Raw genomic sequence first — 22,096 nt, 5'->3', positions numbered from 1 at the left:
GCTCCCACCCGCCCCCCCCCCCCCCCCCCCCCCCCCCCCCCCCCCCCCCCCCCCCCCCCCCCCCCCCCCCCCCCCCCGCTCCTGAAGCAGATTTCCTACCGCTCGGCGGCCGCCTTCTCGGCGAGGATCAGCCGCAGTGCCTCCAGCAGCAGATCGGAGGTGAACGGCTTCTTGACCAGCAGGGCGTCCTCGGCGATCAGGCCCTTGGTGACGGCGATGTCCTTGGGCAACCCGGAGATGTAGACGACGCCCATCTCGGGGCGCAGGGCCGAGGCGCTGCGGGCCAGGTCACCGCCCGAGACGCCGGGCAGACCGAGATCGGTCACGAGCACGTCGATCGGGCCGGGGTGCTCCCGGCAGAGCGTGACGGCCTGGTCGGCGTCGCCGGCGACCATGGTCGAGTAGCCGCGGCGTTCCAACATCCGCCGCATGATGTCTCGGAGGTCCTCCTCGTCGTCGACGACGAGAACGGTAGGACGCTCCTGCGTAGCTTCCGACATGAGAGCCTCCTTGGGCTGTGTGTGATGAACGCTAGTGGCGCCGCGGAGGCCCGCGGATGCATTCCCGCAGATCAGAGCGTCAGCTTCCAGCCGGAAAGGGTTCCGGCGGCGGCGCCGTAGGTGTCCTTGACCCGCAGCGTCCACTTTCCGTTACGCGGGGTCCCGGACAGGTTGATCGTGTACGTGTGCGTGAGGTCGGCCGCCTTGTCCGCCTTGTCCACCGTCTTCAGCGCGTAGACGACGCCGGCCGGGCTGGTCAGCGTGACCGCCAGCGAACCCCGGTAGGCGTGCTTCACGGTGACGCCGACGCTCGCCGTGGCCGGGCCCGATCCGGTGCACTCCGCGAGCGTCAGGAAGCTCGCGGCCGTACCGTTGCGGCCGATGACCGCGCCGCTCGGCACCGCGTAGGTCCCGCACGCGGTGACCGCGGCCTGCTCGGTGTTGAGGAAGCCGGTGTACAGCAGCCGGTTGACCGAGCCGCTGCCCTTGTTCGACACCTTGCCCGGGGTGGCCCGGTCGAGCAGCTCGGCGGTGATCCGGGCCGGCGACCAGCCCGGGTGCGCGGCGGCGACCAGGGCCGCCGCGCCGGCGACGTGCGGGGTCGCCATCGAGGTGCCGCTCATCACCGCGAGCGCCGTGTCGGAGGCGATGCCGGCCGAGGTGATCCGGACACCGGGCGCGAAGATGTCGAGGCAGGAGCCGTAGTTGGAGAACGAGGCACGGGAGTCGTTGCTGTCCGTGGCGCCGACCGTGATCGCGTTCGGGGCGGCCGCGGGCGAGTAACCGCACGCGTTGCGGTTGTCGTTGCCGGCCGCGACCGCGTAGGTCACCCCGGAGGCGATCGACCTCGTGACGGCGTCGTTGAGGGTGGCGCTGTTCGTGCCGCCGACACTCATGTTGGCCACGGCCGGCTTGACCGCGTTCTTCGTCACCCAGTCGATGCCCGCGATGATCGCCGAGTACGAGCCGGAGCCCCTGCAGTCGAGCACCCGTACGGCGACGAGGTCGACGTCCTTGGCGACGCCGTAGGTGGCACCGCCGATCGTGCCGGCGACGTGCGTCCCGTGCCCGTGGCAGTCCTGCGCGACGGCGTCCTTGTCGATGAAGTCGTACCCGTTGCGGGCCCGGCCGCCGAACTCCTCGTGGCTGATCTTGATGCCGGTGTCCAGCACGTACGCGGTCACGCCCGCCGCCGACCGGTAGGTGTAGGTCTTCGACAGCGGCTGCTCGGTCTGGTCGGTCCGGTCCAGGCCCCACGTCGGGTTGTCCTGGGTCTGCGTCTCGGCCAGCCGCACCGTGGCGTCCTGCTCGACGTAGGCGACCGCCGGGTTGGCGGCGAGGCGGCGGGCCGCGAGCCCGGTCATGTCCGCCTGGAAGCCCTTGACCGCGGTGGAGTAGCTGGTCAGGACCCGTCCGCCGTAGCGCGCGGCCAGGGCCCGGGAGACGCCCGGGACCTCGGCGGCGGTCGCCGATTTCAGCACCACGATGTAGCTGCCGGTGATGGCATCGGCTCCCGCGGCGCGGACCGTACCGAGCGGCAGAGCACCGGGTGTGCCGGCGAAAGCGGTGTTCGCCATCCCGGCCACCGCCGCCGCGGTGGCGATCCCGGCGGTCAGCGCGAGGCGCGCGGTACGGCGCCGGCCGTCGTTGCGGAACATAAAGTGGGTCCTCCCTGTTACTGCTTCCAAGCGGCTGACATAACCCGGGGGGACAGGTATGCCGGAAGCAACTGAGGGAAAGACTGACGTCGTGACAGAGCCACATCGGGATCGCGCTGGTTGCGCATGAGTTGCACCCTTGCGATCCGGGGCATGTTGGCTAAGTCGCCCCTCCCCGGCGCCGAACTACTCGCTGTCAGGACCGCTTGCACCGCCACCGGGCGCTTGCACCGTTATGGAACGCTTGCGCCGTTACCGAGCAATGGAGAGCGATATGACCAGCCTGCTGTCGCCTGAGATCGTTTCCGCCGCCTCGCTGACCGAGCGCTGCGACAGCTGCGGCGCGGCCGCACGCCTGGAGCTCGCCCTCACCAGCGGGGGCACGCTCGCCTTCTGTGGGCACCACGCCAACAAGCACGCCGAGGGCCTGCTCTCGGTGGCCAACAAGGTCACCGTCGAAGAGGGCTTCGAATGGGCGGGGCAGCCTCAGTCGGCGTGACCCCTTGATCCCATCCGGCGCGATATGATCAATCCCTCACCATTGGGGCGATAAGCCCAAATTAGAGGGGTTTCGCCGGTGCAGATCGCGGCGCACGACGTGGGCAGGCTGTCGCGGCTTCTGGCGGCCTGCGCCGGCATCGGCGTCGCCGTGATCGGTGGCACCGGTCTTCTCGGTGCGCCCGAACCCCTGCCCACGAGCCCGGGAGCCGCCCTACCGGCTGCCGGGCTCGCACTGTTCCTGCTGGCCCCGGCCGGCGCCGGACGGATCCGGCGGGGCATCGCGTACGTCCTCGCCGTGCTCGCCGCGGCCCTCGGCGCCCTCGCCCTGCCGCAGCACCCCGCCGCCGGGGTCGCCACCCTGCTGTCCGGGCTCGCGCTTGCCACCCTCGACATGCAGGTGGGCGGGCGGTCCCAGCCCGAATCGGTCCGGTCGGGGCGTTACCGGGTCGCCGACCCCCTGCTCGCCGGCGCGTCGATCATCACCCTGGTGGCCCTGGTGCCCCGGATGTTCACTTTCACGTTCCCGGACGGCCGCGGGCCGGACAGCGTGATGCCGGCCCCGCACGCGGGAGCCCTGCTCGCCCTCGCCGCCGGAGCGCTGCTCGCCCGCCCCGAGGCCGGTCCGCTGCGCACCGCCGCGGTCGCCGGGCCGGGGGTCAAGGTGCGCCGGGCCCTGCCCGTGGTCATCGCCGTCCCGGTCATCGCGGCCCTCGTGAGCGCGCTCGCCGTCCGTACCGGGATCAGCCGGCCGGCGGCCGCGATCAGCACCGGCGCGATCCTGGCCGCGCTCGCCGTCCTGGCCCTGGTGGGCTTCCTGGTCCGCTCCCTGGAGCGGGCCGACCGCAAGCAGCGCGCGCTGGTCGACGAGCTGCACGAGCGGCGCGACTTCGCGGACACGCTGCTGCAGTCGATGAACGAGGCCGTCATGGTGCTCGACGCCAACTTCCGGGTCATCGACGTCAACCGGCGCTGGCGGGAGCTGACCGGGCTGGACACCCCCGGCGCGGACGCTCCCCCGCGGCTCCCCCCGGCCGGCACCGGCGACTGGGTCGTGCACCGGGCGGACGGGACGGACGTGCCCGTGCTGGCCACGATGGCCACCATCCCCGACCCGTCCGGCGCGCCGCGCGGGTACGTCGCCACGTACGTCGACATCACCGACCGCAAACGGGCCGAGACGGAGCTGAGCGACCGGGCCGCGGAGCTCACGGTCAGCAACGAGCGGCTGCGGGAGGCGAACACCCGGCTGGAGTCCGCGCTCGCGTTCAAGAACGACCTGACCTCGATGCTCACCCACGACGTGGCACAGCCGGTCAGCTCGATCGCCAGCCTCGCCGAACTGCTGCACGCGGACTGGGCGGACCTGCCCGACGACATCCGGCTCGAACTGGTGCAGAAGATCGACAAGAACACCCACCGGCTGATCCGGATGATGAACGACCTGCAGCTGCTGTTCCGGCTGGACACCGGGTCGGTCACCGCGCGGCGTACCCCGGTCCCGGTGCTCGAGGTGGTCACCGCGGTCCTCGCCGAGCTGGGCTGTGGCGCCGACGTCGAGGTCCGGGTGGACGAGGAGGTCTCGGCGCTGGCCGACCGGCAGCACGTGTGGCACGTGGTGCGCAATCTCGTCAGCAACGCCCTCAAGTACGGCGAGGCACCGGTGGAGGTGCGCGCCGGGCGGCAGGGCGAGACGGTGGTGCTCGTGGTCGAGGACACCGGCCCGGGGATCCCGGAGGAGCTCGTACCCGGCCTGTTCGACCGCTTCATGCGCGGCTCGGGGCTGGGGCTGTTCATCGTCCGGCATCTGGTGGAAGCGAACGGGGGCTCGGTCCGTTACGAACGGACCGAACCCCACGGTGCCCGCCTCGTGGTCACCCTCGAAGCGGCGTCGATCTGATCGTCAGGCGCTGCCGCGCTCTTGTTCGTTGATGATGCCGTCGCCCCGGGCCTCGCGGGCGCTCAGTGTCCGGCCACCCATCCGGGCGGATCCGGCGGCGGCGCCGCTCACCGCGGAGCCGCCGGTGATCCGCCGGCCCGGGGCCAGCACGTCGTCGAGGTCGTGGACGCTCTTGATGCCGGGCGCCGATGCGATGTCCACGGTCGTCCCCGCGTTCGGGGTGCCCAGTGGCGCGGTGTCGGCGTTGGGCCGCAGGCGGCCGAGGCCGTCCGGGTTGGCGTTGCTGAACTCGCCGGCGCTGGTGCCCCAGCCGGCGCCGGTCTGCGGGCGGCCGCCACGGGCCCGGGTGGCCACCGACGCCGGGGTTGCCAGCTGTTTGGAGCTGGCACCGCGCAGGGTCCCCGTGCCGCCCAGCTTGCCGGTCTCGATGAGGCCCTTGAACGTGTTGAGGTCGGCCTGCAGCCGCTTGCGCAGCGTCTCCTGGCCGTGCCGGTCGCTCGGGAGCAGGAAGGCGACGTCGGCCTCGAGCTGCGCGACGATCTGGGTACGGGTCTCGCCCATCGGCCGCAGCGTGATCGTCTCGGCGAGCCGTGGGCCCTCGGTGGTCGCCCAGGAGACCCGTTCGTCCAGGGAGCGCTCGGTGATCTGCGCGTCGAACTCGGTGCGGTGACCCTCGACGTCCATGACCCAGTGGGTCTGATCGGCGCCCGTCGGGGTGACCCTCCGCACGCCGGTCATGAACCGCGGGTAGTTCTCGAACTTCGCGAGCTGCTCGTACACGGCGTGCAGCGGCGCGCTGATCTCGACTGCCTGCTGAACCATACTCATGCATCTCTCCCATGCTGAAGTGCTGGCATGACAGAGCGTACGTAAATGACTACGCTTCGTACTTCGCTTTGGGGAAGACCCGGTTCAGGTACTGCCACTGGCCGACCTCGGCGGCATACCGGGCGTCACTCGCGGCGAGCAGGACCACGCCGGCGTCGCGCACCATGGCCACCACCCGCGGCGACGGGCTCCGCCACGCCTCGCTGACCTCGACGGCGGTCCCCGTGGCCCGGCAGGCGGCGGCGAGCGCGCCCAGGATCTCCGGGGTGACCGCGGAGTCGTCCAGCCCGATCTGGGCGAGCAGGCTCAACGGGCGGGCCAGCTGGACCGGGGCGTACCGCGACGCGCGCTCGATGCCGCGCACGGTGGCGGTCACCACGATCTCGGCCACCCGGTCGGCGGTGAGCAGACCGTCGGCGAGCTGGCCGCGCACCTCGCGAGGGGTGAGCGAACCCTGCGCGAGGGGCAGCCCGGAGACAGCCACCGAGACGACCTCCAGGTGACCCAGGTCGGCCGGCCAGGCCAGCCAGCCGTCCTCCCGGACGACCTCGACCTCGGCGCCGATCCGCAGGCTCAGCTCGGTGCGGTGCCGGGCCCGGCGCACCGCGTCCGCGTACGCGGGCAGCCAGGTCGTGTCCGGGCCGACCTGGTCGGCGAACGTGAGCGAGGTCAGCCCGGCCCGGTCCGCGGCCGAGACGACCACCCCGACGCTGTCCCGCCCAGCGGCGAAGCCGGTGTGCACATGCGCGTCGGAGCGCAGATCCACGGCGTCCGCCGGCGCGGCGAGCGTGGTGCCGTTCATGACCGATTCGCGCTCTGCACCCACGACGTCTCCCCGACCGCTCCAGCAGGACGGGCGCCTCCCGTCCTGGGGAATACAGTGCGGCCCCGGTGTTGTGGACCGGGGCCGCGCCAGGTGCAAGACGGGAGCGTCACTCAGAGCTTGAACGAGCCCACCAGGGCGCGCAGTTCCTCGGCCGTACGGGCCACCTCGTCGCTGGCCTGCCGGGTCTGGGTGACACCCTGGACCGCGGTCGAGCTGGCCGTCGAGACGTCGGCGATGTTGCCGGCGATGCGGCTGCTGCCCGAGGCCACCTCGCTGATGCTGCGCGACATCTCACCGGTGGTGGCGGTCTGCTCCTCGACCGCGCTGGCGATCGTGGTCTGGAAGTCGTTGATCTTCGCGATGACCTCGCTGATCCGGCTGATCACCTCGACCGCCCCGCTGGTGTCGGCCTGGATCGCGTTGACCCGGGCGCCGATGTCCTCGGTCGCCCGCGCGGTCTCCTGGGCCAGGTCCTTGACCTCGGAGGCGACCACCGCGAAGCCCTTGCCCGCGTCCCCGGCCCGGGCCGCCTCGATGGTCGCGTTCAGGGCCAGCAGGTTGGTCTGCTCCGCGATCGACGTGATCAGCTTGATGACGTTGCCGATTTCCGCCGACGACTCGCCCAGCTGGCGGACCGTCTCGGTGGCCTGCGCGGCCTCGGAGACCGCCACCCCGGCGATCTGCGCGGCCTCGCTGGTGTTGCGGGAGATCTCCCGGATGCTCAGGCCCATCTCCTCCGAACCCGCGGCGACGGTCTGCACGTTGCGGGAGATCTCCTCCGCCTCGGCCGACGCGGAGGCGGTCTGCACGTTGGTGTCCCCGGCCGCCTCGGCGATCTGACCGGCGACCGCGGAGAGCTGGGTGGCGGAGCTCGCGAGTGTGTCGGAGTTCTGGCCGATCGAGCTGATCGATCGGTGCAGCGAGGCGATCGCGGCGTCCATGCTCGCCCCCATCCGGCCCACCTCGTCGCGGCTGGTGATGCCGGTGCGCCGGGTCAGGTCCCCCTTGGCGAGCGCGTCGATGACCTCGGCCAGCCGGGCCACCGGCCGGGTGATCGACCGGGCCAGCGGCACGGCCAGCCCGATCAGCACGGCCAGCGCGACCACCACCACGATGACCGCCGACAGCCGCGACTTGGCGACCGCGGTGTCCATGTCCTTGCGCTCCTGCTCGGCGGCGGCGCTTACCTTCTCGTTCAGCGCGCCCAGCTTGTCGTCGACGACGTTGTTGCGGTCCCGCACTTCCTGGATGTCCGGATTCGGCCCGGGCTCGGCGACCTGCTTGATGAACGTGCCGATGTACTCGCCGAACGAGGTGACATCCGGGCGGATCTGCGCGAACTCGTCGGCCAGCGCGGCCGGCATCCCCGCCGCCTCGACCGCGTCGGCGGCCTCGTCGGCCGAGGCCACGTCGTCCGAGACATCCTGGGTCACGTCGTTGCCCAGCAGCGACAGGGCCGCGTCGAACTTCAGCTCACTCTGCCGGGTGTCGAGATGGTTGAGCGCGGCCAGCCCGACCTCCAGCTGCCGCACCCGGTCGGCCTGCTCGACGAGGCTCCCCTGACTGAGCCACGAACCCAGCCCCAGGGCGAGCAGGCCGAGAACGCCGCACACCACAATCAGACCGAGCCGCTTCGCGACCCCTAGTTGCATCAATCGGGACATCTGAGCTCCTCGGCGTCGGCATTGCCCTCATTTTTGCCGTGATCCGGGCTTTTATCTGCACAACGCCAGATCTCAAATTCCGGTCTTTCCGCGAACCTGCCCGGAGCCAGTGACGGCCCGGTCCCCGGTGGGGATCGGGCCTTCGTCACTGCTTCTTGGGTTCGAGCATCTGCGTCAGCGCGCGGACGGCGTCCTCGTTCGGGGAAGCCGCTTCCCGGTTGGCGTCCTGCAGTTCGCGGTAGACCTCCTCGCGGTGCACCTGCACGTCGCGCGGGGCCTGGATGCCGATCCGGATGACGTCGCCGCGGGCCTCCAGCACGGTGATGACGATGTCGTCGCCGATCATCACGCTCTCGCCGGCCCTCCTGGTCAGCACGAGCATTTAGCCGCTCCTCTCCATCCGTGGACAGGAACGTGCCGTCAGTAGTCCTTGCGCATGATGGCGCGCACCGGCAGGTTGCTGCCGGTCAGCACGACCTGGATCGCGCGGTGGCTGTCCCGGTCGACGACGATCGGGGCGAGCAGGTTGGCCGTGGTCTCGTCGACGCCGGCGGTAATGACCACCATGAGCAGGAGCCGGTCCGGGTCCTTGGTGTTCAGCGCGGCGAACACCTCGCTCTCGATCTCCGGCGCGTAGTCCGGGAAGAACGGCTCCGGCGGGGCCACCAGGAAGCGCAGCTCGGGGTCGTCGACCGAGGTGAACGCGTAGAGCAGGCCGTCGTCGTTCAACCGGACCAGGACGAACTGCCGGTGGGCCGGGAACCCGGGCATCGGCACGGCCATGTCGATGACCGGAAGTTCGAACTCGGTGTCGGTCATGATGGCCCCAATCGGACGGGACGCGGTGCGAGTACTCATGGTCACCTCAGAAAGTCGATGAGCGAGGGCTGAATCACCTTTGCCGAAGCGGCCAGAGCCGCTTGGTACGAGGTCTGCTGGAGCTGCATGTCCATGATGGTCTTCGGCAGGTCGATGTCCTCGACATCGGAGAGCTGAGCCGTCACGTCCAGCAGCCGGTCCTCCGCAGACTGCTTCATCTGCGTAATCCGATTGTATCGGGCGCCTACATCCGAAAGAGCGTTTTTCACGTTATTAGAAGCGGTATCCAGCTTTTCCAGACCCTTGGCCACCGCATCCATGTCATTGGCCGTCAGCGCCTTGGAAATGTCGTCCAGCACCTTGAAGACCGAGGCGTCACCTTCGCCGAACGCGGCCGTCCCACTGGCGTCCACCCGCACCTGCGAGTTGGGGCCGACGGTGCGGTTCACCGGATCGGTGTTGCCGACGAACTCGCCGTCCGCACTGAACGCGGTCGTGCCGGTCGTGGTGCCACCGAACACCGGACGGTCCAGATAGGTCGTGTTCGCGTACCCGATCATGGTGCTTCTGATCTGATCGATCTCGGCGGAGAGCGCGGCCCTCGAGTCGGTGCTGCCGGCGCCGGCGTTGAGGCCCTGCACGGTCAGCGTGCGTGCCTTCTGCAGGATCGTCGAGCTGCTGCTCAGCGTGCCGTCCAAAGTGCTCAACCAGCCGAGACCGTCGCCGGAGCTGCGGACGTACTGGTTGTTGGCGCGCGTCTCGCCCCGCAGCTGCATCGACTGCAGCGTCCCGTTCGGCGAGTCCGAGGGGCGGTTGATCTGCTTGCCGCTGGACAGCTGCTGCTGGATCTTCTCCCCCTTCTGGATGTTGCGCTGGAGGTTCTGGAGCACCCGGGTATGGATGCTGCTCTCGGTGACCCTGCCTGCCATGTCCTACTCCCTTACCTTCCGACCAGACCGGTGCGATTGATGAGCTGATCGAGCATCGAGTCGATCGTGGTGAGCACGCGTGACGCGGCTTCGTACCCGCGCTGGTAGGTGAGGAGGTTGGTCATCTCCTCGTCGAGGTTGACCCCGGACTCGGCCTCGCGGGCCGCGTCCACCTGGTCGGTGACGTTCGCCTGGATGTCGCTGCGCCGGGTCGACGTCTGCGCGTTGACGCCGAGGTCGGCGATCATGTCCTGGTAGGACAGGTCCGGGCTGCCGGCCTTCGTCGCGGTGGCCGACAGCGACGTGGCCACCGAGCCGTCGTTGGTGCCGACCGGCAGGCCGGAGACCGGGTCGAGCTTGGGCGTGCCGTCGGGGTTCGACTCGTTCTTGCCGGAGACCGCGATGGCGGCCGGGTCGGTGATGGCCACCTTCATGTTGCGGGCGTACCGGCCGGTGGTGAAGTCACCGCTGTAAAACGGGCCACCCGCGCTGCCGTCGGCCTTGTAGGCGCCGCTCGTCGCGGTGTTGACGGTGGTGACCAGCTTCTCGGCGACCTTGTCGAGCTGTTTCGCCATGTTCGGCAGGATCGACGTCATGGTGTCGGCCATCGACCCCATCGTGCCGCCGGCCTGCACGACGTCACCGGTGTCGGTCCAGGTCAGTCCGGCCGGCTTGGTCCCGGCGGGCATGAGCCCGTCGTTGAGGTCGCGCTGGGCGTCCATCGTGCTGACGCCCGCGGTGGTCGTCATCTTGCGGACCGTCGTGTTGGTGACGATCAACGCGTTGCCGACGAACACGTCCACCGAGCCGTTCTCCCGGGCCTGCGCGGTCGCGCCGGTGAGCTCGGACAGGTGCATGACCGCCATGTCCCGGCGGTCCTCGAGCTCGTTGACCACCACCCCGGTCGCCTTGGCCTTGACGATGGAGTCGTTGAGCTGCGCGATCGTCCCGGACGTGGTGTTGACCTCCTCGGCGTACTTGCTCATCTGCGAGAAGTTCGCCGACCACTGCGCGTCGAGGGCGCCGTAAGCGCTGTTGATGCCATCCGACACGACCCGGCTCTGCTGCAGCAGCGCGGACCGGGCCGCGGTGCTGTTCGGCTCGTCGCCGACGTCGCCCCAGGCCGCCCACTGGTCGTGCAGCTGGGCCTGCAGCGCGGTGTCGCCGGGTTCGGCGAAGACATCCTCGATGGAGCCGTACGCGGCCGCCTGGTTGGTGAGGTACGTGCCGTTGGCGTGCTCGGTGCGGCCGCGGTTCTCCAGGTACTGGTCGCGCAGTCGCTGCACGTCGGTGACCTGCACACCGGTGCCGAGGCCGTCGGTGGTGGCCCAGCGCACCGGCACGATCGAGCCGACGGAGGCCTGCATGTCCACCCGCTGCCGGGTGTAGCCCTCGGTGTTGGCGTTGGCGATGTTCTGGCCGGTCACGTCGAGACCGCGGCGCTGTGCGTACAGAGAGGTCAGCGCGGTGTTGATACTGCCGAAACTGCTAGCCATCAGATTGCCTCGTCCACCAGGCTCGGGCGGCGTACTCCACCGCTGACTGTCTTGCCCTGAGATGAATACGTTTCCACTGTCCCGGCGAACGCGAGCATGGTTTCGCGGGCGGCGCGCTGGCCGGCGGTGAGCAGGTCCCGGTTGGCGTCGGCCATCGTGCCGATCTCACTGGTCAGCGTGAGGAACGCCTTACGGTGCTGATGCAGCAGGTCGGACCAGGGCGCCGGCGCGGCGTCGGCGAGCTGCCCCAGCGAGGCCTCCGCGGGAAGGCCCAGTTCAAGAGCCACAGCCTGCGCGTACGCGGCCCGGGCGACCTCGGTCTGACGGATCTGGTCCAGCACGACCTCGACCTCGCGGGTGGCGTGGGCGAGCCAGCGGGAGCGGTTGGAGGCGAGCAGGAGCTGCTCCTCCTCGAGCTTGAACAGCAGCAGTTCCAGCAGCTCTCGCGCTCGCCACAGGACGCTGGACAGGTCGGTCAGGCTCACCGATCCTCCACCTTCCTCTCTGAGGGCTTCAACTCTCATCCGGACAAGTCGGCACAGCGGATCGGTCTCTGAGGGGTTTCGACCAGGTAGCAGAGGCCGGATCTGGCATTCGTCCGAAAAGCCCGAAAAAATTTCAGAGACTTCTCATGACCGGCGGGCCACCGCCGATCTGACTGGCGCAACGCCAACGGCTTACGGATGAGCCGGTACGGACCCCACTCAAGGAGGAAACACCATGGGTCTTCGCATCAACCAGAACATCGCCGCCCAGAACGCCTACCGGAACCTGTCGGTCACCGACGGGCAGATGTCGAAGTCGCTGGAGAAGTTGTCCAGTGGTTTCCGCATCAACCGCGCGGCTGACGACGCGGCCGGCCTCTCGATCTCCGAGGGTCTCCGTTCCCAGGTGGGTGGCCTCAAGCAGGCCGTCCGTAACGCCCAGGACGGCATCTCGGTCGCGCAGACCGCTGAAGGTGCGCTCAACGAGACCACCTCGATCCTCCAGCGTATGCGTGACCTCTCCGTGCAGGCTGCCAACGGTGGCTCCAACGACTCCGAGGCCAAGGCCGCGGCGCAGAAGGAGTTCGGTCAGCTCAACGAGGAGCTCGACCGCATCAGCAACACGACCTCGTTCGGCAAGTCGAAGCTGCTCGACGGCTCCTTCGGCAACGGCAACAAGATCGACAGCGCCAGCAAGGTGCAGACGATGCCGACCGGCACCCAGACGTTCGAGATCACCAAGATCGGCGACAAGGACCTCACCGCCGCTCCGATCACGGTGAGCGCGAACATCCCGGCCAACGCGTCCGCCAAGGACGTCGCGGACGCGATGAACAAGGCGATCAAGTCGGCCCTCACCGACCAGACGCCGGGTGGCCCGGCAGCCGGCCAGGGCTTCACCGGTAATGAGGTCAGCGTCAGCGCCTCGGTCGCCACGGACGGCTCGGGTGCCTCGTTCAGCCTCAGCGGTTCCAAGGGTTTCTCGGTGAACGACACGGGCGCCCTGGCGGCCGTCGGCGTCACCGGCACCGCCAGCACCGCCGACCCCAAGGCCAACAGCGGCCAGTTCCAGGTCGGCGCCAACAGCGGCGAGACCCTGAGCATCTCCATCGGCGCCGTCAGCTCGTCGGCCCTGGGCACCAAGGCCCTGGACCTGACCGCTGAGGGTGGCGCGGACAAGGCGATCGACGCGCTCGACAAGGCGATCACCTCGGTTTCGGACACCCGGGCGACCCTCGGTGCGTACCAGAACCGGTTCGAGCACACGATCAACAACCTGAACGTCTCGGTCGAGAACCTGTCCGCGTCGGAGTCGCGTATCCGTGACACCGACATGGCCCAGGAGATGGTCCAGTTCACCCGGAACCAGATCCTGACCCAGGCCGGCACCTCGATGCTGTCGCAGGCCAACCAGGCCTCGCAGAACGTTCTGTCGCTGCTCCGCTAACCGAACCGCTACCCGGTAGCACTCAACCGAATATCGCTGACAACCGAATAGTCGGGGGTAGCCGGCAGACACGCCGGCTACCCCCGCTCCATATCAGTACCCCCGCAGGAAAGCAGGTGGCCCGTGTCCAGTTCAGTCGACGGACTCGTCAGTGGTCTCAGCACGTCCTCCATGATCAGCTCCCTGCTGCAGGTGGAGGCCGCTCCGCAGACCCGGCTCAAGACCAAGGTCAACACGGCCCAGACGGTGGTCTCCTCGTACCAGTCGGTGAACTCCAAGCTGGTGGGACTGAAGAACGCCGCGGCCGACACCAGCGCGCTGTCCACCTGGCGTTCTATCAAGCCGACGACGAACACCGCTTCCGTGACCGCCACCGCGGTCGGCGGCACCAACACCGCCACCGGCAGCCTGACGTTCGACGTCGTGGGCCTGGCCAAGGCCCAGTCGACCACCGCCCGGGTCGCGACCACCGGCGACGTCACCGCCGCCGAGTCGTTCAAGGTCAAGGTCGGCTCCGGCGACGAGGTCGAGATCCAGCTGACCGACAAGTCCGCCCAGGGCATCGCCGACGCGCTGAACAAGGCCGGTCTCGGGGTCAAGGCCTCGGTCGTCAACACCGGTGGGGCGCAGAACATCCTGCAGCTCAGCGGCGCGAAGACCGGCACCGCCAACGCGTTCAGCATCACCGGGCTGGAGGACGTCGGCCTGGCGACGAGCGCCGCCACCGACGCGAAGCTGCAGGTCGGCGGCGCGGACGAGGATGGTGGCTACAGCGTCACCAGCGGCACCAACACGTTCACCGGCCTCATGGCGGGCGTGACGCTGACGGTCTCCAAGAAGGAGACCAACGTCAACCTGAACGTCGAGTCGGACGCCGCGGGCATCGCCTCGAAGCTGCAGTCGCTCGTCGACGCCGCCAACGCCGCGCTGGCCGAGGTCACCACGCAGACCAAGTACGACCCGTCGACCAAGGTCAGTTCGCCCCTGACCGGCGACTTCATGGTCCGCCAGATGAGCTCCTCGATCCTCAGCTCGATCAGCCAGGGCCTGACGTACCGCAAGGAAGGCGCCCCGGCCGCCCCGGACAAGACCGCCGACCCGGCGGTCATCGCCGCCGACAAGGCGGCCAACGTCGTCAAGTTCGGCAGCCTCAGCAAGCTCGGCATCGAACTGGACCGCAGCGGTCAGCTGACGTTCGACCAGGAGAAGTTCACCGCGTCGTACAACGCCGACCCGACCGCCATCAAGCAGGCCGGCATCGCGTTCGGCGACAGCATCCGGGCCGTCGCGAACACCCAGATCGAGAACGTCACCGGGGCCGTCACCGGTCGCAAGAACGCGATCGACTCGATGAACCTGCAGATCGACAACTGGGACGTCCGGCTGGCCGCGAAGAAGACCGCGCTCACCAAGCAGTACGCCGGCCTCGAGACCGCGCTCGGCAAGCTGCAATCACAATCCACCTGGCTGTCCGGCCAGATCGCCAGCCTCGGCTGACAAGCACCGTCCGCCCATGGAATCCGCCCATTCCTGAGCAAAGGGAACTGATGACCTCTCCGCTGAACCGTTATCTCCAGGACTCCGTCAACACTGCCTCGCCCGGCAAGCTGCTGGTGATGCTCTACGACCGTCTCGTACTGGACCTGACCCTCGGCGAAGAAGCGCTGCGCACCGGCGACCGGGAACTGGCGAACGACAAGCTGAACCACGCCCAGGAGATCATCCTGGAGCTGCGCACCACGCTCAACGTGGAAGCGTGGGCCGGCGCACCCGGCCTGGCCAGCCTGTACGGCTATCTGCTCACCGAGCTGATCGGGGCCAACATCGCCCGCGACGCCGACCGGGTGGCGGCCTGCCGCGGGCACATCGAACCGCTGCGGGACGCCTGGCGGGAGGCCGCACTGCTCGCGGCCGCCAACCCGGCGCCGGTGGCCTGAGCCGACCCATGAGGCAGTTGAGCGAGGTGAGGACAGCGTGACGACCGAATGGCGCGAAGCCTGGACCGCCGCGCTCGACGAACTCGAGCTCGACGTCGTGGCCACCGAGGCCATGCTGACCGACGCCCGCCGGTTGGCCGAGCTGCCGGCGTCGGACATGTGGCAGCCACCGACCGACCTCGGTGCGCTGCCGCTGGAGCTCAAGCCGCGGGCCGACGAGATCCTCACCCGTCAGCTCGCCGCCGCCCAGGAGATCGCCCGGCGGCTCACCGCCACCCGGGCCCAGCAGGTGATGACCAGCAAGATCGAGACCGGCGAGGCCAGCAAACGCCCCGTCTACCTCGATTGCGCCATGTAACGGACTCAAAGCACTGAACCCGGGACCCCTTGCAGGGGTCCCGGGTTTTGGCTCCGCCGACTGATAGTCCAGGCTTGGGTAGGGGGCATGGCTGCAACCCAGCGGCAACCGTTTGACGCTCAGCGGATCGGCGGGCGGGCCGAAACGGAGAGTACGGGCAACGGACTGCTCGTACAGCTCGCCAAGGAACGGCGGCCTCGCACCACCGGAAGGAACCACCGCCGTGTTCGATGACGTCGCTTCGTCCTCGCTCCGCGTCGCAGTCGCCGGCCTGGCCGCCCGGCAGAACGCCATCAGCAACAACATCGCGAACATCGAGACGCCCGGATACCAGGCCCGTAAGGTCAAGTTCGAAGAGGCGCTGAGCAGCGCCGTCGCTCACGGCCAGTCGCCCTCGACGGTCGCGCCCAGCGTGCAGAACTCGCTCGAGCCGACCCGCCTGAACGGCAGCAACGTCAACCTCGACGAGGAGACGCTCTCCCACATCGACACCACGATGCGGTACCAGCTGACGATCCGGGCACTCGACGGCAAGTACTCGCTGCTCCGCGACGCGATCAAGGGGGCCTGAGCCGGATGAGCACGTTCAACGCGATCGGCACCGCCGCGAGCGGCGTGACCGTGTACCGCAAGTGGCTCGACGCGGTCTCCGACAACATCGCCAACATGGACAACGTCAGCCGGACCTCGGAAAGTGCGTTCCAGGCCCGGTACGTCGTCGCCCAGGAGGCCCAGGACGGCAACGGCGCCCAGGTCGGCGGCATCGCGTACGGCAGCGCCGAGGGCCAGCTCGCCTACGAGCCGGACAACCCGCTGGCCGACACCGAGGGGTACGTGCGCCGCCCCGACATCGACCTCGGCAGCCAGATGGCCCAGCTGATGATGGCCCAGCGCGCGTACCAGGCGAACATCTCGGTCGTCGACCGGGCCAAGGAGTCCTACCAGGCCGCCATCAACCTCGGGAAGGGCTGATCATGACCTCTCCGATCGGCGCGCTCGGCGCCGTCAACGGCCTCTCCGCGGTCAGCGGGATCAGCGGGGTCGGCGGTGCCACCGGCCTCGCCGGCGCCGACCAGGTCAAGGCCCCGAACACCGACTTCGCGAGCATGTTGTCGCAGGGCCTGGAGAGCGTGCAGGCGTCCCAGGCCAAAGCCGGCGACCTGTCCGTGCAGGTGGCCAACGGCACCCTGCAGGACCCGGCGCAGTACACGATGGCATCGACCGAGGCCGCACTCGGTCTCCAGCTGACCATGGCGATCCGGAACAAGGCCGTCGAGGCGTTCCAGGAGATCATGAGAATGCAGGCCTAAAATGACAGATCGTCTCCCCGCTCCGGTACGCAAGGTAGGCGACACCTTCAAGTCGTTCACGCCCGGCCAGAAGGCGGTCACTGTCGCCGCCGTGATCGCCCTGGTCATCGGCGGGTACTTCTTCGCCACCTGGGCCTCGAAGCCGTCCTACTCCCCCCTGTTCAGCAACCTCTCCAGCAAGGACGCCAGCGCGATCGTCGAGTCGCTGCAGAAGTCCGGCACGGCGTACGAGCTCGCCAACGGCGGCGGCACGATCCTGGTGCCCCAGGACCAGGTGTACGACCTGCGGCTGCAGATGTCCGGCGAGGGCCTGCCCGGCGAGTCCGACACCGGGTACGCGCTGCTGGACCAGCAGGGGATCACCACCAGCGACTTCATGCAGCACACGAATTACCAGCGCGCGCTCGAGGGGGAACTCTCGAACACCATCAAGGCGATCGACGGCGTCGAGGCGGCCACCGTGCACCTCGTCATGCCGCAGAAGGACGTGTTCGCCGACGACCAGGACAAGACCACCGCCTCCGTGCTGGTGCAGTCGTCCGCGAGCCAGCCGCTCGACGAGCAGCAGGTGCAGTCGATCGTGCACCTCGTCGCGTCGAGCGTCGAGGGCCTCGACCCCACCCAGGTGACCGTGGCCGGCGCGGACGGCAAGATCCTCTCGACCGGTGGCGGCGCGCCGCTGGGCTCCGGCGCCGGCAACAGCGGTGCCGACTCGCAGACCGTCGCGTTCCAGGAGCGGCTCAACAACTCGTTGCAGAACATGCTGGACGCGGTCGTGGGCCCCGGTCACTCCGTGGTCACCACCACCGCCGAGCTGGACTTCGACCAGACCACGACCACCAGCAAGTCGTACACGTCGGATCCGTCCGTCGCGGCGCTGTCGGAGAGCATCAGCCGGGAGGCCTACAACGGCAACGGCACCGGTAGCGGCGGGGTGCTCGGCCCGGACAACATCCAGGTGCCGAACGGGTCGACCAGCACCAGCGGCACCGGCCAGTACGAGAACAGCAACACCGTACGCAACAACGCGGTCAACGAGGTCACCGAGAACCGCAACAGCGCGCCGGGCGGCATCAAGCGGCTCAGCGTCTCGGTGCTGCTGGACGCCACCACCGCCGGCGCGGTCAACCAGGCAGACGTGCAGCAGCTGGTCAGCGCCGCGGCCGGCGTCGACGCGACCCGCGGGGACACCATCGCGGTCAGCGCCATGGCGTTCGACACCAGCGCCGCGACCGCCGCCAAGGACGCGCTCGCCGCCTCCTCGGCCGCCGAACAGAGCGCCCAGCAGACCTCACTGTTCAAGACCGCGGCGATGGCCCTGGTGGTGCTCCTGCTGATGTTCATTGCCTGGCGCTGGAGCCGGAAGCAGAAGAAGCGCAAGTCGCTGACCGCGGACGAGCTCAAGCACCTCGAGGCGATGCAGGCGGCACTGGAGAACCAGCGGCTGGCCGAGCTGAACGCGGCGATCCCGTCGCCCGCGCTGGAGGCCGCGAACGCCACCCACGAGGCGCTCGAGGAGCGTCAGCGGGAGATCGAGCAGATGGTCGAGGACCAGCCCGAGGAGATGGCCGCCCTGCTCCGCGGCTGGCTCGGCGCCGGCCGCTAAAGCATCCAGGTTCAAGGAGGAACCGCGTTGACCACACCAGCACTGACCACGTCGTCGATGACCGGTCTGCGTAAAGCGGCCATCCTGCTGGTGCGAATGGGGAAGGAATACTCGACCCGGGTGCTCGCCAACATGAGCGAGGGCGAGGTCGAGGAGCTGTCCGCCGAGATCGCCCGGCTCGGCAAACTCGAACCGGACGTGGTGGTCGACGTCATCGACGAGTTCTACGCGCTGGCGACGACCAAGCACGCCGGTGCGGGTGGCATGGCGTACGCCCGTGAGCTGCTCGAAGCGTCCCTCGGCACGGAACGCGCCCAGCTGATCCTGGACCGGCTGCAGGCGTCGATGACCGACATGCCGTTCAACTTCCTGAGCCACGCCGACCCGCGGCAGCTCCTCTCGTACGTGCAATATGAGCACCCGCAGACGATCGCGCTGGTCCTGGCGCACATCCCGTCGGCGCTGGCGTCCTCGATCCTGTCCGGGCTCGCCCCGGAGGTGCAGTCGGACGTCGCGCACCGGATCGCCGTCATGGACCGCACCTCGCCGGACGTGATCCGCCAGGTGGAACTCGCCCTGCAGCGCAAGCTCTCCACCGTGCTGCAGCCCGACGAGCTGTCCACGGTCGGCGGCCTGGATCCGCTGGTGGACATCATCAACCGGGCGGACCGCACCACCGAGCGGCTCATCCTGGAGGCGCTCGAGGCGCGCAACCCGGAGATCGCCGAGGAGATCCGCCGGCGGATGTTCATGTTCGAGGACATCATCAGCCTGGACGACCGGTCGGTGCAGCTCGTGCTGCGCCAGGTCGAGCCGTCCGACCTCGCCCTCGCACTCAAGGGTGTCGGCGAGGACGTCCGCGACAAGGTCACCGGCAACCTGTCCGAACGCGGGCGGGAGAACCTGATCGAGGAGATGGACCTGATGGGCCCGGTCAAGGTCAAGATGGTCGAGGAGGCGCAGCAGAAGATCGTCTCCGTGATCCGCTCGCTGGAGGACTCCGGCCAGATCGAGATCCAGCGCGGCGGCGAGGCGGAGGAACTCATTGGCTGACGAGAAACCGCCGGTGCTGCGGGGCTCGGTCGCCGAGTCCGCCACCGCCGCCACTTTCGGCGTGGACCTGCGCCGCGGCGTACCGATGGATTCCGAACCGGTGGAGCGGGCCAAGCAGCAGGCCCGCACCGCCGGGTACGCCGAGGGCTGGGCCCAGGGGCAGCGGGCCGCCGCGCTCGAGGCCGGGGTGGCCGCGGAACGGGCGCGGGCGGTCGAGCGTGAGCACGACCAGCGCCGGGCCGCCGCACTCAACCAGGCCGTCAACGCGCTGGGCCGGGCGGTCACCAACCTGGAGACCCAGCTGATGCCGACCCTGCACGAGCTGCAGGAGGCGGTGCTGGCCCACGCTTTCGAGCTGGCCGAGGCGATCGTCGGCCGGGCCATGGACGACACCGAGGGCCGGGCCGCCGCGGCGCTGCGCCGGGCCATGAACGCCGCCCCCGACCAGGGCGACATCGTGGTCAGCCTGCACCCCGACGATTTCCGTGGTCTGGTCGGCACGGCAACCGACGCGGACTACAACTACGAGGGACGGCCGGTGCACCTGCGGCCCGAGCCCGGACTGCGCCCCGGCGACGCTGTCGCCGAGACCGGCACGACGACGGTGGACGCCTCCATCGCGGCCGCCGTGGCGAGAGCGAGAGAAGCCCTCCGACTGTGACCGACGTCTTCCGGAACCGCATCAACGCCGCGCTCACCGCGGCCCAGCCGCTCAGCCGGGGCAAGGTGACCGGCGCGGTGGGCCTGCGGGTGACGGTCAGCGGGCTGGAGGCGCGGGTCGGTGACCTGCTGCGGATCAACGACGGCGACGACGCGGTGCTGGCCGAGGTCGCGGCGCTGGACGGCGACCGGCTGTCCTGCCTGCCGCTCGGCCCGATCGCCGGCCTCGGCACCGGCAGCCCGGTGGTCTCGACCGGCGGGCCGTTGCGCGTGGCGGTCGGCCCGGACCTGCGCGGGCGCATCCTGGACGGCCTGGGCCGGCCGATGGACGGCGGCCCGCCGCTGCACGGCGAGATGGTCGGCATCGAGGGCATGCCGCCGTCGGCGATGGAACGCCAGCTGGTCGACGCCCCGATGCCGCTGGGCGTACGGGTCCTGGACACGCTGGTGCCGTGCGGCCGGGGCCAGCGGATCGGCATCTTCGCCGGTTCCGGCGTCGGCAAGTCGACGCTCATGTCCATGATCACCCGGGGGACGACCGCCCAGCTCAACGTGGTGGCGCTGGTCGGTGAGCGGGGCCGGGAGGTCCGCGAGTTCATCGAGCACGACCTCGGCCCCGAGGGCCTGGCCCGCTCGGTGGTGGTGATCGCGACGTCGGACACCCCGCCGCTGGTCCGGCTGCGCGCCCCGCTCGTCGCGACCCGGATCGCCGAGTACTTCCGCGACGAGGGCCAGGACGTCCTCATGCTGATGGACAGCGTCACCCGCGCCGCGATGGCCCAGCGCGAGGTCGGCCTCTCGGTCGGCGAACCGCCGGCCACCCGCGGGTATCCACCGTCCGTCTTCGCCATGCTCGCGTCCCTGCTGGAACGCGCCGGCCCCGGCGCCCGCGGCAGCATCACCGGGCTGTACACGGTGCTGGTGGAGGGTGACGACCACAACGAGCCGATCGCCGACGCGGCCCGCTCGATCCTGGACGGCCACATCGTGCTGGACCGCAAGCTCGCCACCGCCGGCCACTTCCCCAGCATCCAGGCACTCGACTCGATCTCCCGGGTGGCCAACAAGATCACCACCGCGGAGCAGAAATCCGACGCGGCCGAGCTGCGGCGGATGATGGCCGCCCACCGCGACGTGCGCGAACTCGTCGAGATCGGCGCCTACGTCCCCGGGACCAACCCGGACGCCGACCGCGCGACCGCCATCTGGCCGCAGATCACCGCATTCCTGCGGCAGGGCCTGGACGAGAAGGTCTCCGCCGACCAGGCCTGGATGCAGCTGCGCCAGGTGATCGCCGCTTCCTGATCCATCCGGTACGGGTGCAGCTCGGGTGCAGGGGCTCAGCCGCCCGCCGGGCCCGCCGACCGGGTCTGTGTACGGCGCTTCTTGGGAGGTCTTCGTGAACCGCTTCTTCCGGCTCGGTCCCGTGCTGCGGGCGCGCAAGGCCCAGGAGGACGCCGCCCGGGGCGCGGTGATCCAGTCCCGGCAGGAGATCCGGGAGGCGCAGGCGCTGGTCAAGCGGCGTCAGCTGGACCTTGCCGGAGCGGACGCGCCGACCGAGGGCACCGCCCGGGCCATGGTCGCCTCGATGGTCGCCCGGCAGTCGCTGGCCGCCACGCTGTCCGGCGCCCACCAGATGGTCACCGACGCCGAGGAACGGACCCGGGAGAAGGTCGCCGAACTCGCCGACGCCGCCAAGCGCCGCCGCGCGGTGGAGATGATGGCCGAGCGGCACGCCGAGACGGTCCGCCACCACGACCTGACCACGGAACAGAACAACATCGACGAGATCGCGGTGACCTCGAAGGCCCGCAACGCCGCCCGCGGCGTCGACGCGACCAGCGAGGAACGCGCCAGCACGCTGCGGCACGGCGCCGGGTCGGTCGCCGACCGCCGCTCGCTGATCGAGCTCTCCGCAGCCGGGGTCGCGGCCGCCGAGCGCGAGGACATCGCCCGGGAGACCGCGAACGGCGTCGCCGCCCAGCGCGGCATGATCGACCTCGCCGACGCCCGGGAGGCGATCGACGCCGCCCGCGAGCGGTTGTCCCTTGTCGCTAAGCGCCCGGCCGATCCCGCCGAAGTCGATGACGAGGGCAACTCCGACCAGGACTGAGCCGACGGG

General features: G+C 69.7%; 24 protein-coding genes. 14 read left to right on the top strand and 10 right to left on the bottom strand.

The window, feature by feature from the left end; translation table 11 throughout:
* Nucleotides 1–95 precede the first annotated feature (95 nt).
* Nucleotides 96–500, bottom strand: coding sequence for a response regulator (locus tag ACIA6A_RS10980; RefSeq protein WP_396097325.1), 405 nt, complete (start codon nt 498–500; stop codon nt 96–98).
* Nucleotides 501–571: 71 nt separating this feature from the next.
* Complete coding sequence (locus ACIA6A_RS10975; protein WP_396097324.1) at nt 572–2,158, bottom strand: S8 family serine peptidase; 1,587 nt, start codon at nt 2,156–2,158, stop codon at nt 572–574.
* 274 nt (nt 2,159–2,432) lie between these two features.
* Between ACIA6A_RS10975 and ACIA6A_RS10970 the strand changes: the two genes are divergently transcribed.
* Both ACIA6A_RS10970 and ACIA6A_RS10965 read left to right on the top strand, forming a co-directional pair.
* Nucleotides 2,433–2,657, top strand: coding sequence for a hypothetical protein (locus tag ACIA6A_RS10970; protein ID WP_396097323.1), 225 nt, complete (start codon nt 2,433–2,435; stop codon nt 2,655–2,657).
* 78 nt (nt 2,658–2,735) lie between these two features.
* A complete protein-coding gene (locus tag ACIA6A_RS10965; RefSeq protein ID WP_396097322.1) occupies nt 2,736–4,556 on the top strand; it encodes an ATP-binding protein in 1,821 nt (606 codons plus the stop codon).
* Nucleotides 4,557–4,559: 3 nt separating this feature from the next.
* On the opposite strand, the gene ACIA6A_RS10960 is transcribed toward ACIA6A_RS10965, so the two are convergent.
* The 8 genes from ACIA6A_RS10960 to flgN form a co-directional block, all read right to left on the bottom strand.
* Nucleotides 4,560–5,384 (bottom strand): SRPBCC family protein, encoded by an 825-nt coding sequence (locus ACIA6A_RS10960; protein WP_396097321.1) that lies wholly within the window; start codon nt 5,382–5,384, stop codon nt 4,560–4,562.
* Nucleotides 5,385–5,433: 49 nt separating this feature from the next.
* Entirely contained in the window at nt 5,434–6,210 is a 777-nt protein-coding gene (locus tag ACIA6A_RS10955) for a hydrolase (protein WP_396097320.1), read from the bottom strand.
* Nucleotides 6,211–6,320: 110 nt separating this feature from the next.
* Entirely contained in the window at nt 6,321–7,874 is a 1,554-nt protein-coding gene (locus ACIA6A_RS10950; RefSeq protein ID WP_396097319.1) for a methyl-accepting chemotaxis protein, read from the bottom strand.
* Between the two features lie 145 nt (nt 7,875–8,019).
* Nucleotides 8,020–8,256, bottom strand: coding sequence for a carbon storage regulator CsrA (csrA, locus tag ACIA6A_RS10945; RefSeq protein WP_396097318.1), 237 nt, complete (start codon nt 8,254–8,256; stop codon nt 8,020–8,022).
* Between the two features lie 38 nt (nt 8,257–8,294).
* Nucleotides 8,295–8,693 (bottom strand): flagellar assembly protein FliW, encoded by a 399-nt coding sequence (gene fliW / locus ACIA6A_RS10940; RefSeq protein ID WP_396097317.1) that lies wholly within the window; start codon nt 8,691–8,693, stop codon nt 8,295–8,297.
* Between the two features lie 41 nt (nt 8,694–8,734).
* Nucleotides 8,735–9,622, bottom strand: a complete 888-nt coding sequence (gene flgL / locus ACIA6A_RS10935) for a flagellar hook-associated protein FlgL (protein WP_396097316.1) — start codon at nt 9,620–9,622, stop codon at nt 8,735–8,737.
* A gap of 11 nt (nt 9,623–9,633) precedes the next feature.
* Nucleotides 9,634–11,118 carry a flagellar hook-associated protein FlgK gene (gene flgK, locus ACIA6A_RS10930; protein WP_396097315.1) on the bottom strand — a complete coding sequence of 495 codons (1,485 nt, stop codon included), beginning with the start codon at nt 11,116–11,118 and terminating at the stop codon, nt 9,634–9,636.
* A complete protein-coding gene (flgN, locus tag ACIA6A_RS10925; RefSeq protein WP_396097314.1) occupies nt 11,118–11,603 on the bottom strand; it encodes a flagellar export chaperone FlgN in 486 nt (161 codons plus the stop codon). Before flgN ends, flgK begins: the two co-directional genes overlap by 1 nt.
* A 235-nt stretch (nt 11,604–11,838) precedes the next feature.
* Between flgN and ACIA6A_RS10920 the strand changes: the two genes are divergently transcribed.
* From ACIA6A_RS10920 to ACIA6A_RS10865, 12 genes are all read left to right on the top strand, one after another.
* A complete protein-coding gene (locus ACIA6A_RS10920) occupies nt 11,839–13,050 on the top strand; it encodes a flagellin (protein WP_396097313.1) in 1,212 nt (403 codons plus the stop codon).
* A 123-nt stretch (nt 13,051–13,173) separates the two neighbouring features.
* The gene (fliD, locus tag ACIA6A_RS10915) at nt 13,174–14,547 is read left to right on the top strand and encodes a flagellar filament capping protein FliD (protein WP_396097312.1); all 1,374 of its coding nucleotides are present in this window, start codon (nt 13,174–13,176) and stop codon (nt 14,545–14,547) included.
* A 50-nt stretch (nt 14,548–14,597) separates the two neighbouring features.
* A complete protein-coding gene (fliS, locus tag ACIA6A_RS10910; protein WP_396097311.1) occupies nt 14,598–14,987 on the top strand; it encodes a flagellar export chaperone FliS in 390 nt (129 codons plus the stop codon).
* Nucleotides 14,988–15,024: 37 nt separating this feature from the next.
* On the top strand, nt 15,025–15,345 hold the full coding sequence (locus tag ACIA6A_RS10905; protein ID WP_396097310.1) for a hypothetical protein: 321 nt from the start codon (nt 15,025–15,027) through the stop codon (nt 15,343–15,345).
* Nucleotides 15,346–15,568: 223 nt separating this feature from the next.
* On the top strand, nt 15,569–15,916 hold the full coding sequence (locus ACIA6A_RS10900) for a flagellar basal body rod protein FlgB (RefSeq protein WP_396097309.1): 348 nt from the start codon (nt 15,569–15,571) through the stop codon (nt 15,914–15,916).
* Between the two features lie 5 nt (nt 15,917–15,921).
* Complete coding sequence (locus ACIA6A_RS10895; RefSeq protein ID WP_203838137.1) at nt 15,922–16,317, top strand: flagellar basal body rod protein FlgC; 396 nt, start codon at nt 15,922–15,924, stop codon at nt 16,315–16,317.
* 2 nt (nt 16,318–16,319) lie between these two features.
* The gene (locus tag ACIA6A_RS10890) at nt 16,320–16,655 is read left to right on the top strand and encodes a flagellar hook-basal body complex protein FliE (RefSeq protein ID WP_396097308.1); all 336 of its coding nucleotides are present in this window, start codon (nt 16,320–16,322) and stop codon (nt 16,653–16,655) included.
* Between the two features lies 1 nt (nt 16,656).
* Nucleotides 16,657–18,261 (top strand): flagellar basal-body MS-ring/collar protein FliF, encoded by a 1,605-nt coding sequence (gene fliF / locus ACIA6A_RS10885; RefSeq protein ID WP_396097307.1) that lies wholly within the window; start codon nt 16,657–16,659, stop codon nt 18,259–18,261.
* A 27-nt stretch (nt 18,262–18,288) separates the two neighbouring features.
* Nucleotides 18,289–19,314 (top strand): flagellar motor switch protein FliG, encoded by a 1,026-nt coding sequence (gene fliG, locus ACIA6A_RS10880; protein WP_396097306.1) that lies wholly within the window; start codon nt 18,289–18,291, stop codon nt 19,312–19,314.
* Nucleotides 19,307–19,975, top strand: coding sequence for a FliH/SctL family protein (locus ACIA6A_RS10875; RefSeq protein ID WP_396097305.1), 669 nt, complete (start codon nt 19,307–19,309; stop codon nt 19,973–19,975). The genes fliG and ACIA6A_RS10875 overlap by 8 nt, the downstream gene beginning before the upstream one ends.
* Nucleotides 19,972–21,279: a FliI/YscN family ATPase gene (locus ACIA6A_RS10870; protein WP_396097304.1), complete on the top strand. Its 1,308-nt coding sequence runs from the start codon at nt 19,972–19,974 to the stop codon at nt 21,277–21,279. Before ACIA6A_RS10875 ends, ACIA6A_RS10870 begins: the two co-directional genes overlap by 4 nt.
* A gap of 94 nt (nt 21,280–21,373) precedes the next feature.
* On the top strand, nt 21,374–22,087 hold the full coding sequence (locus ACIA6A_RS10865; RefSeq protein ID WP_396097303.1) for a flagellar export protein FliJ: 714 nt from the start codon (nt 21,374–21,376) through the stop codon (nt 22,085–22,087).
* Nucleotides 22,088–22,096: the final 9 nt, after the last annotated feature.

The sequence above is a fragment of the Actinoplanes sp. NPDC051494 genome (assembly GCF_044454705.1).
Classification (GTDB): domain Bacteria; phylum Actinomycetota; class Actinomycetes; order Mycobacteriales; family Micromonosporaceae; genus Actinoplanes.
Note: the sequence above shows the minus strand (reverse complement) of the source record. Positions and strands in the feature narration are given on the sequence as shown.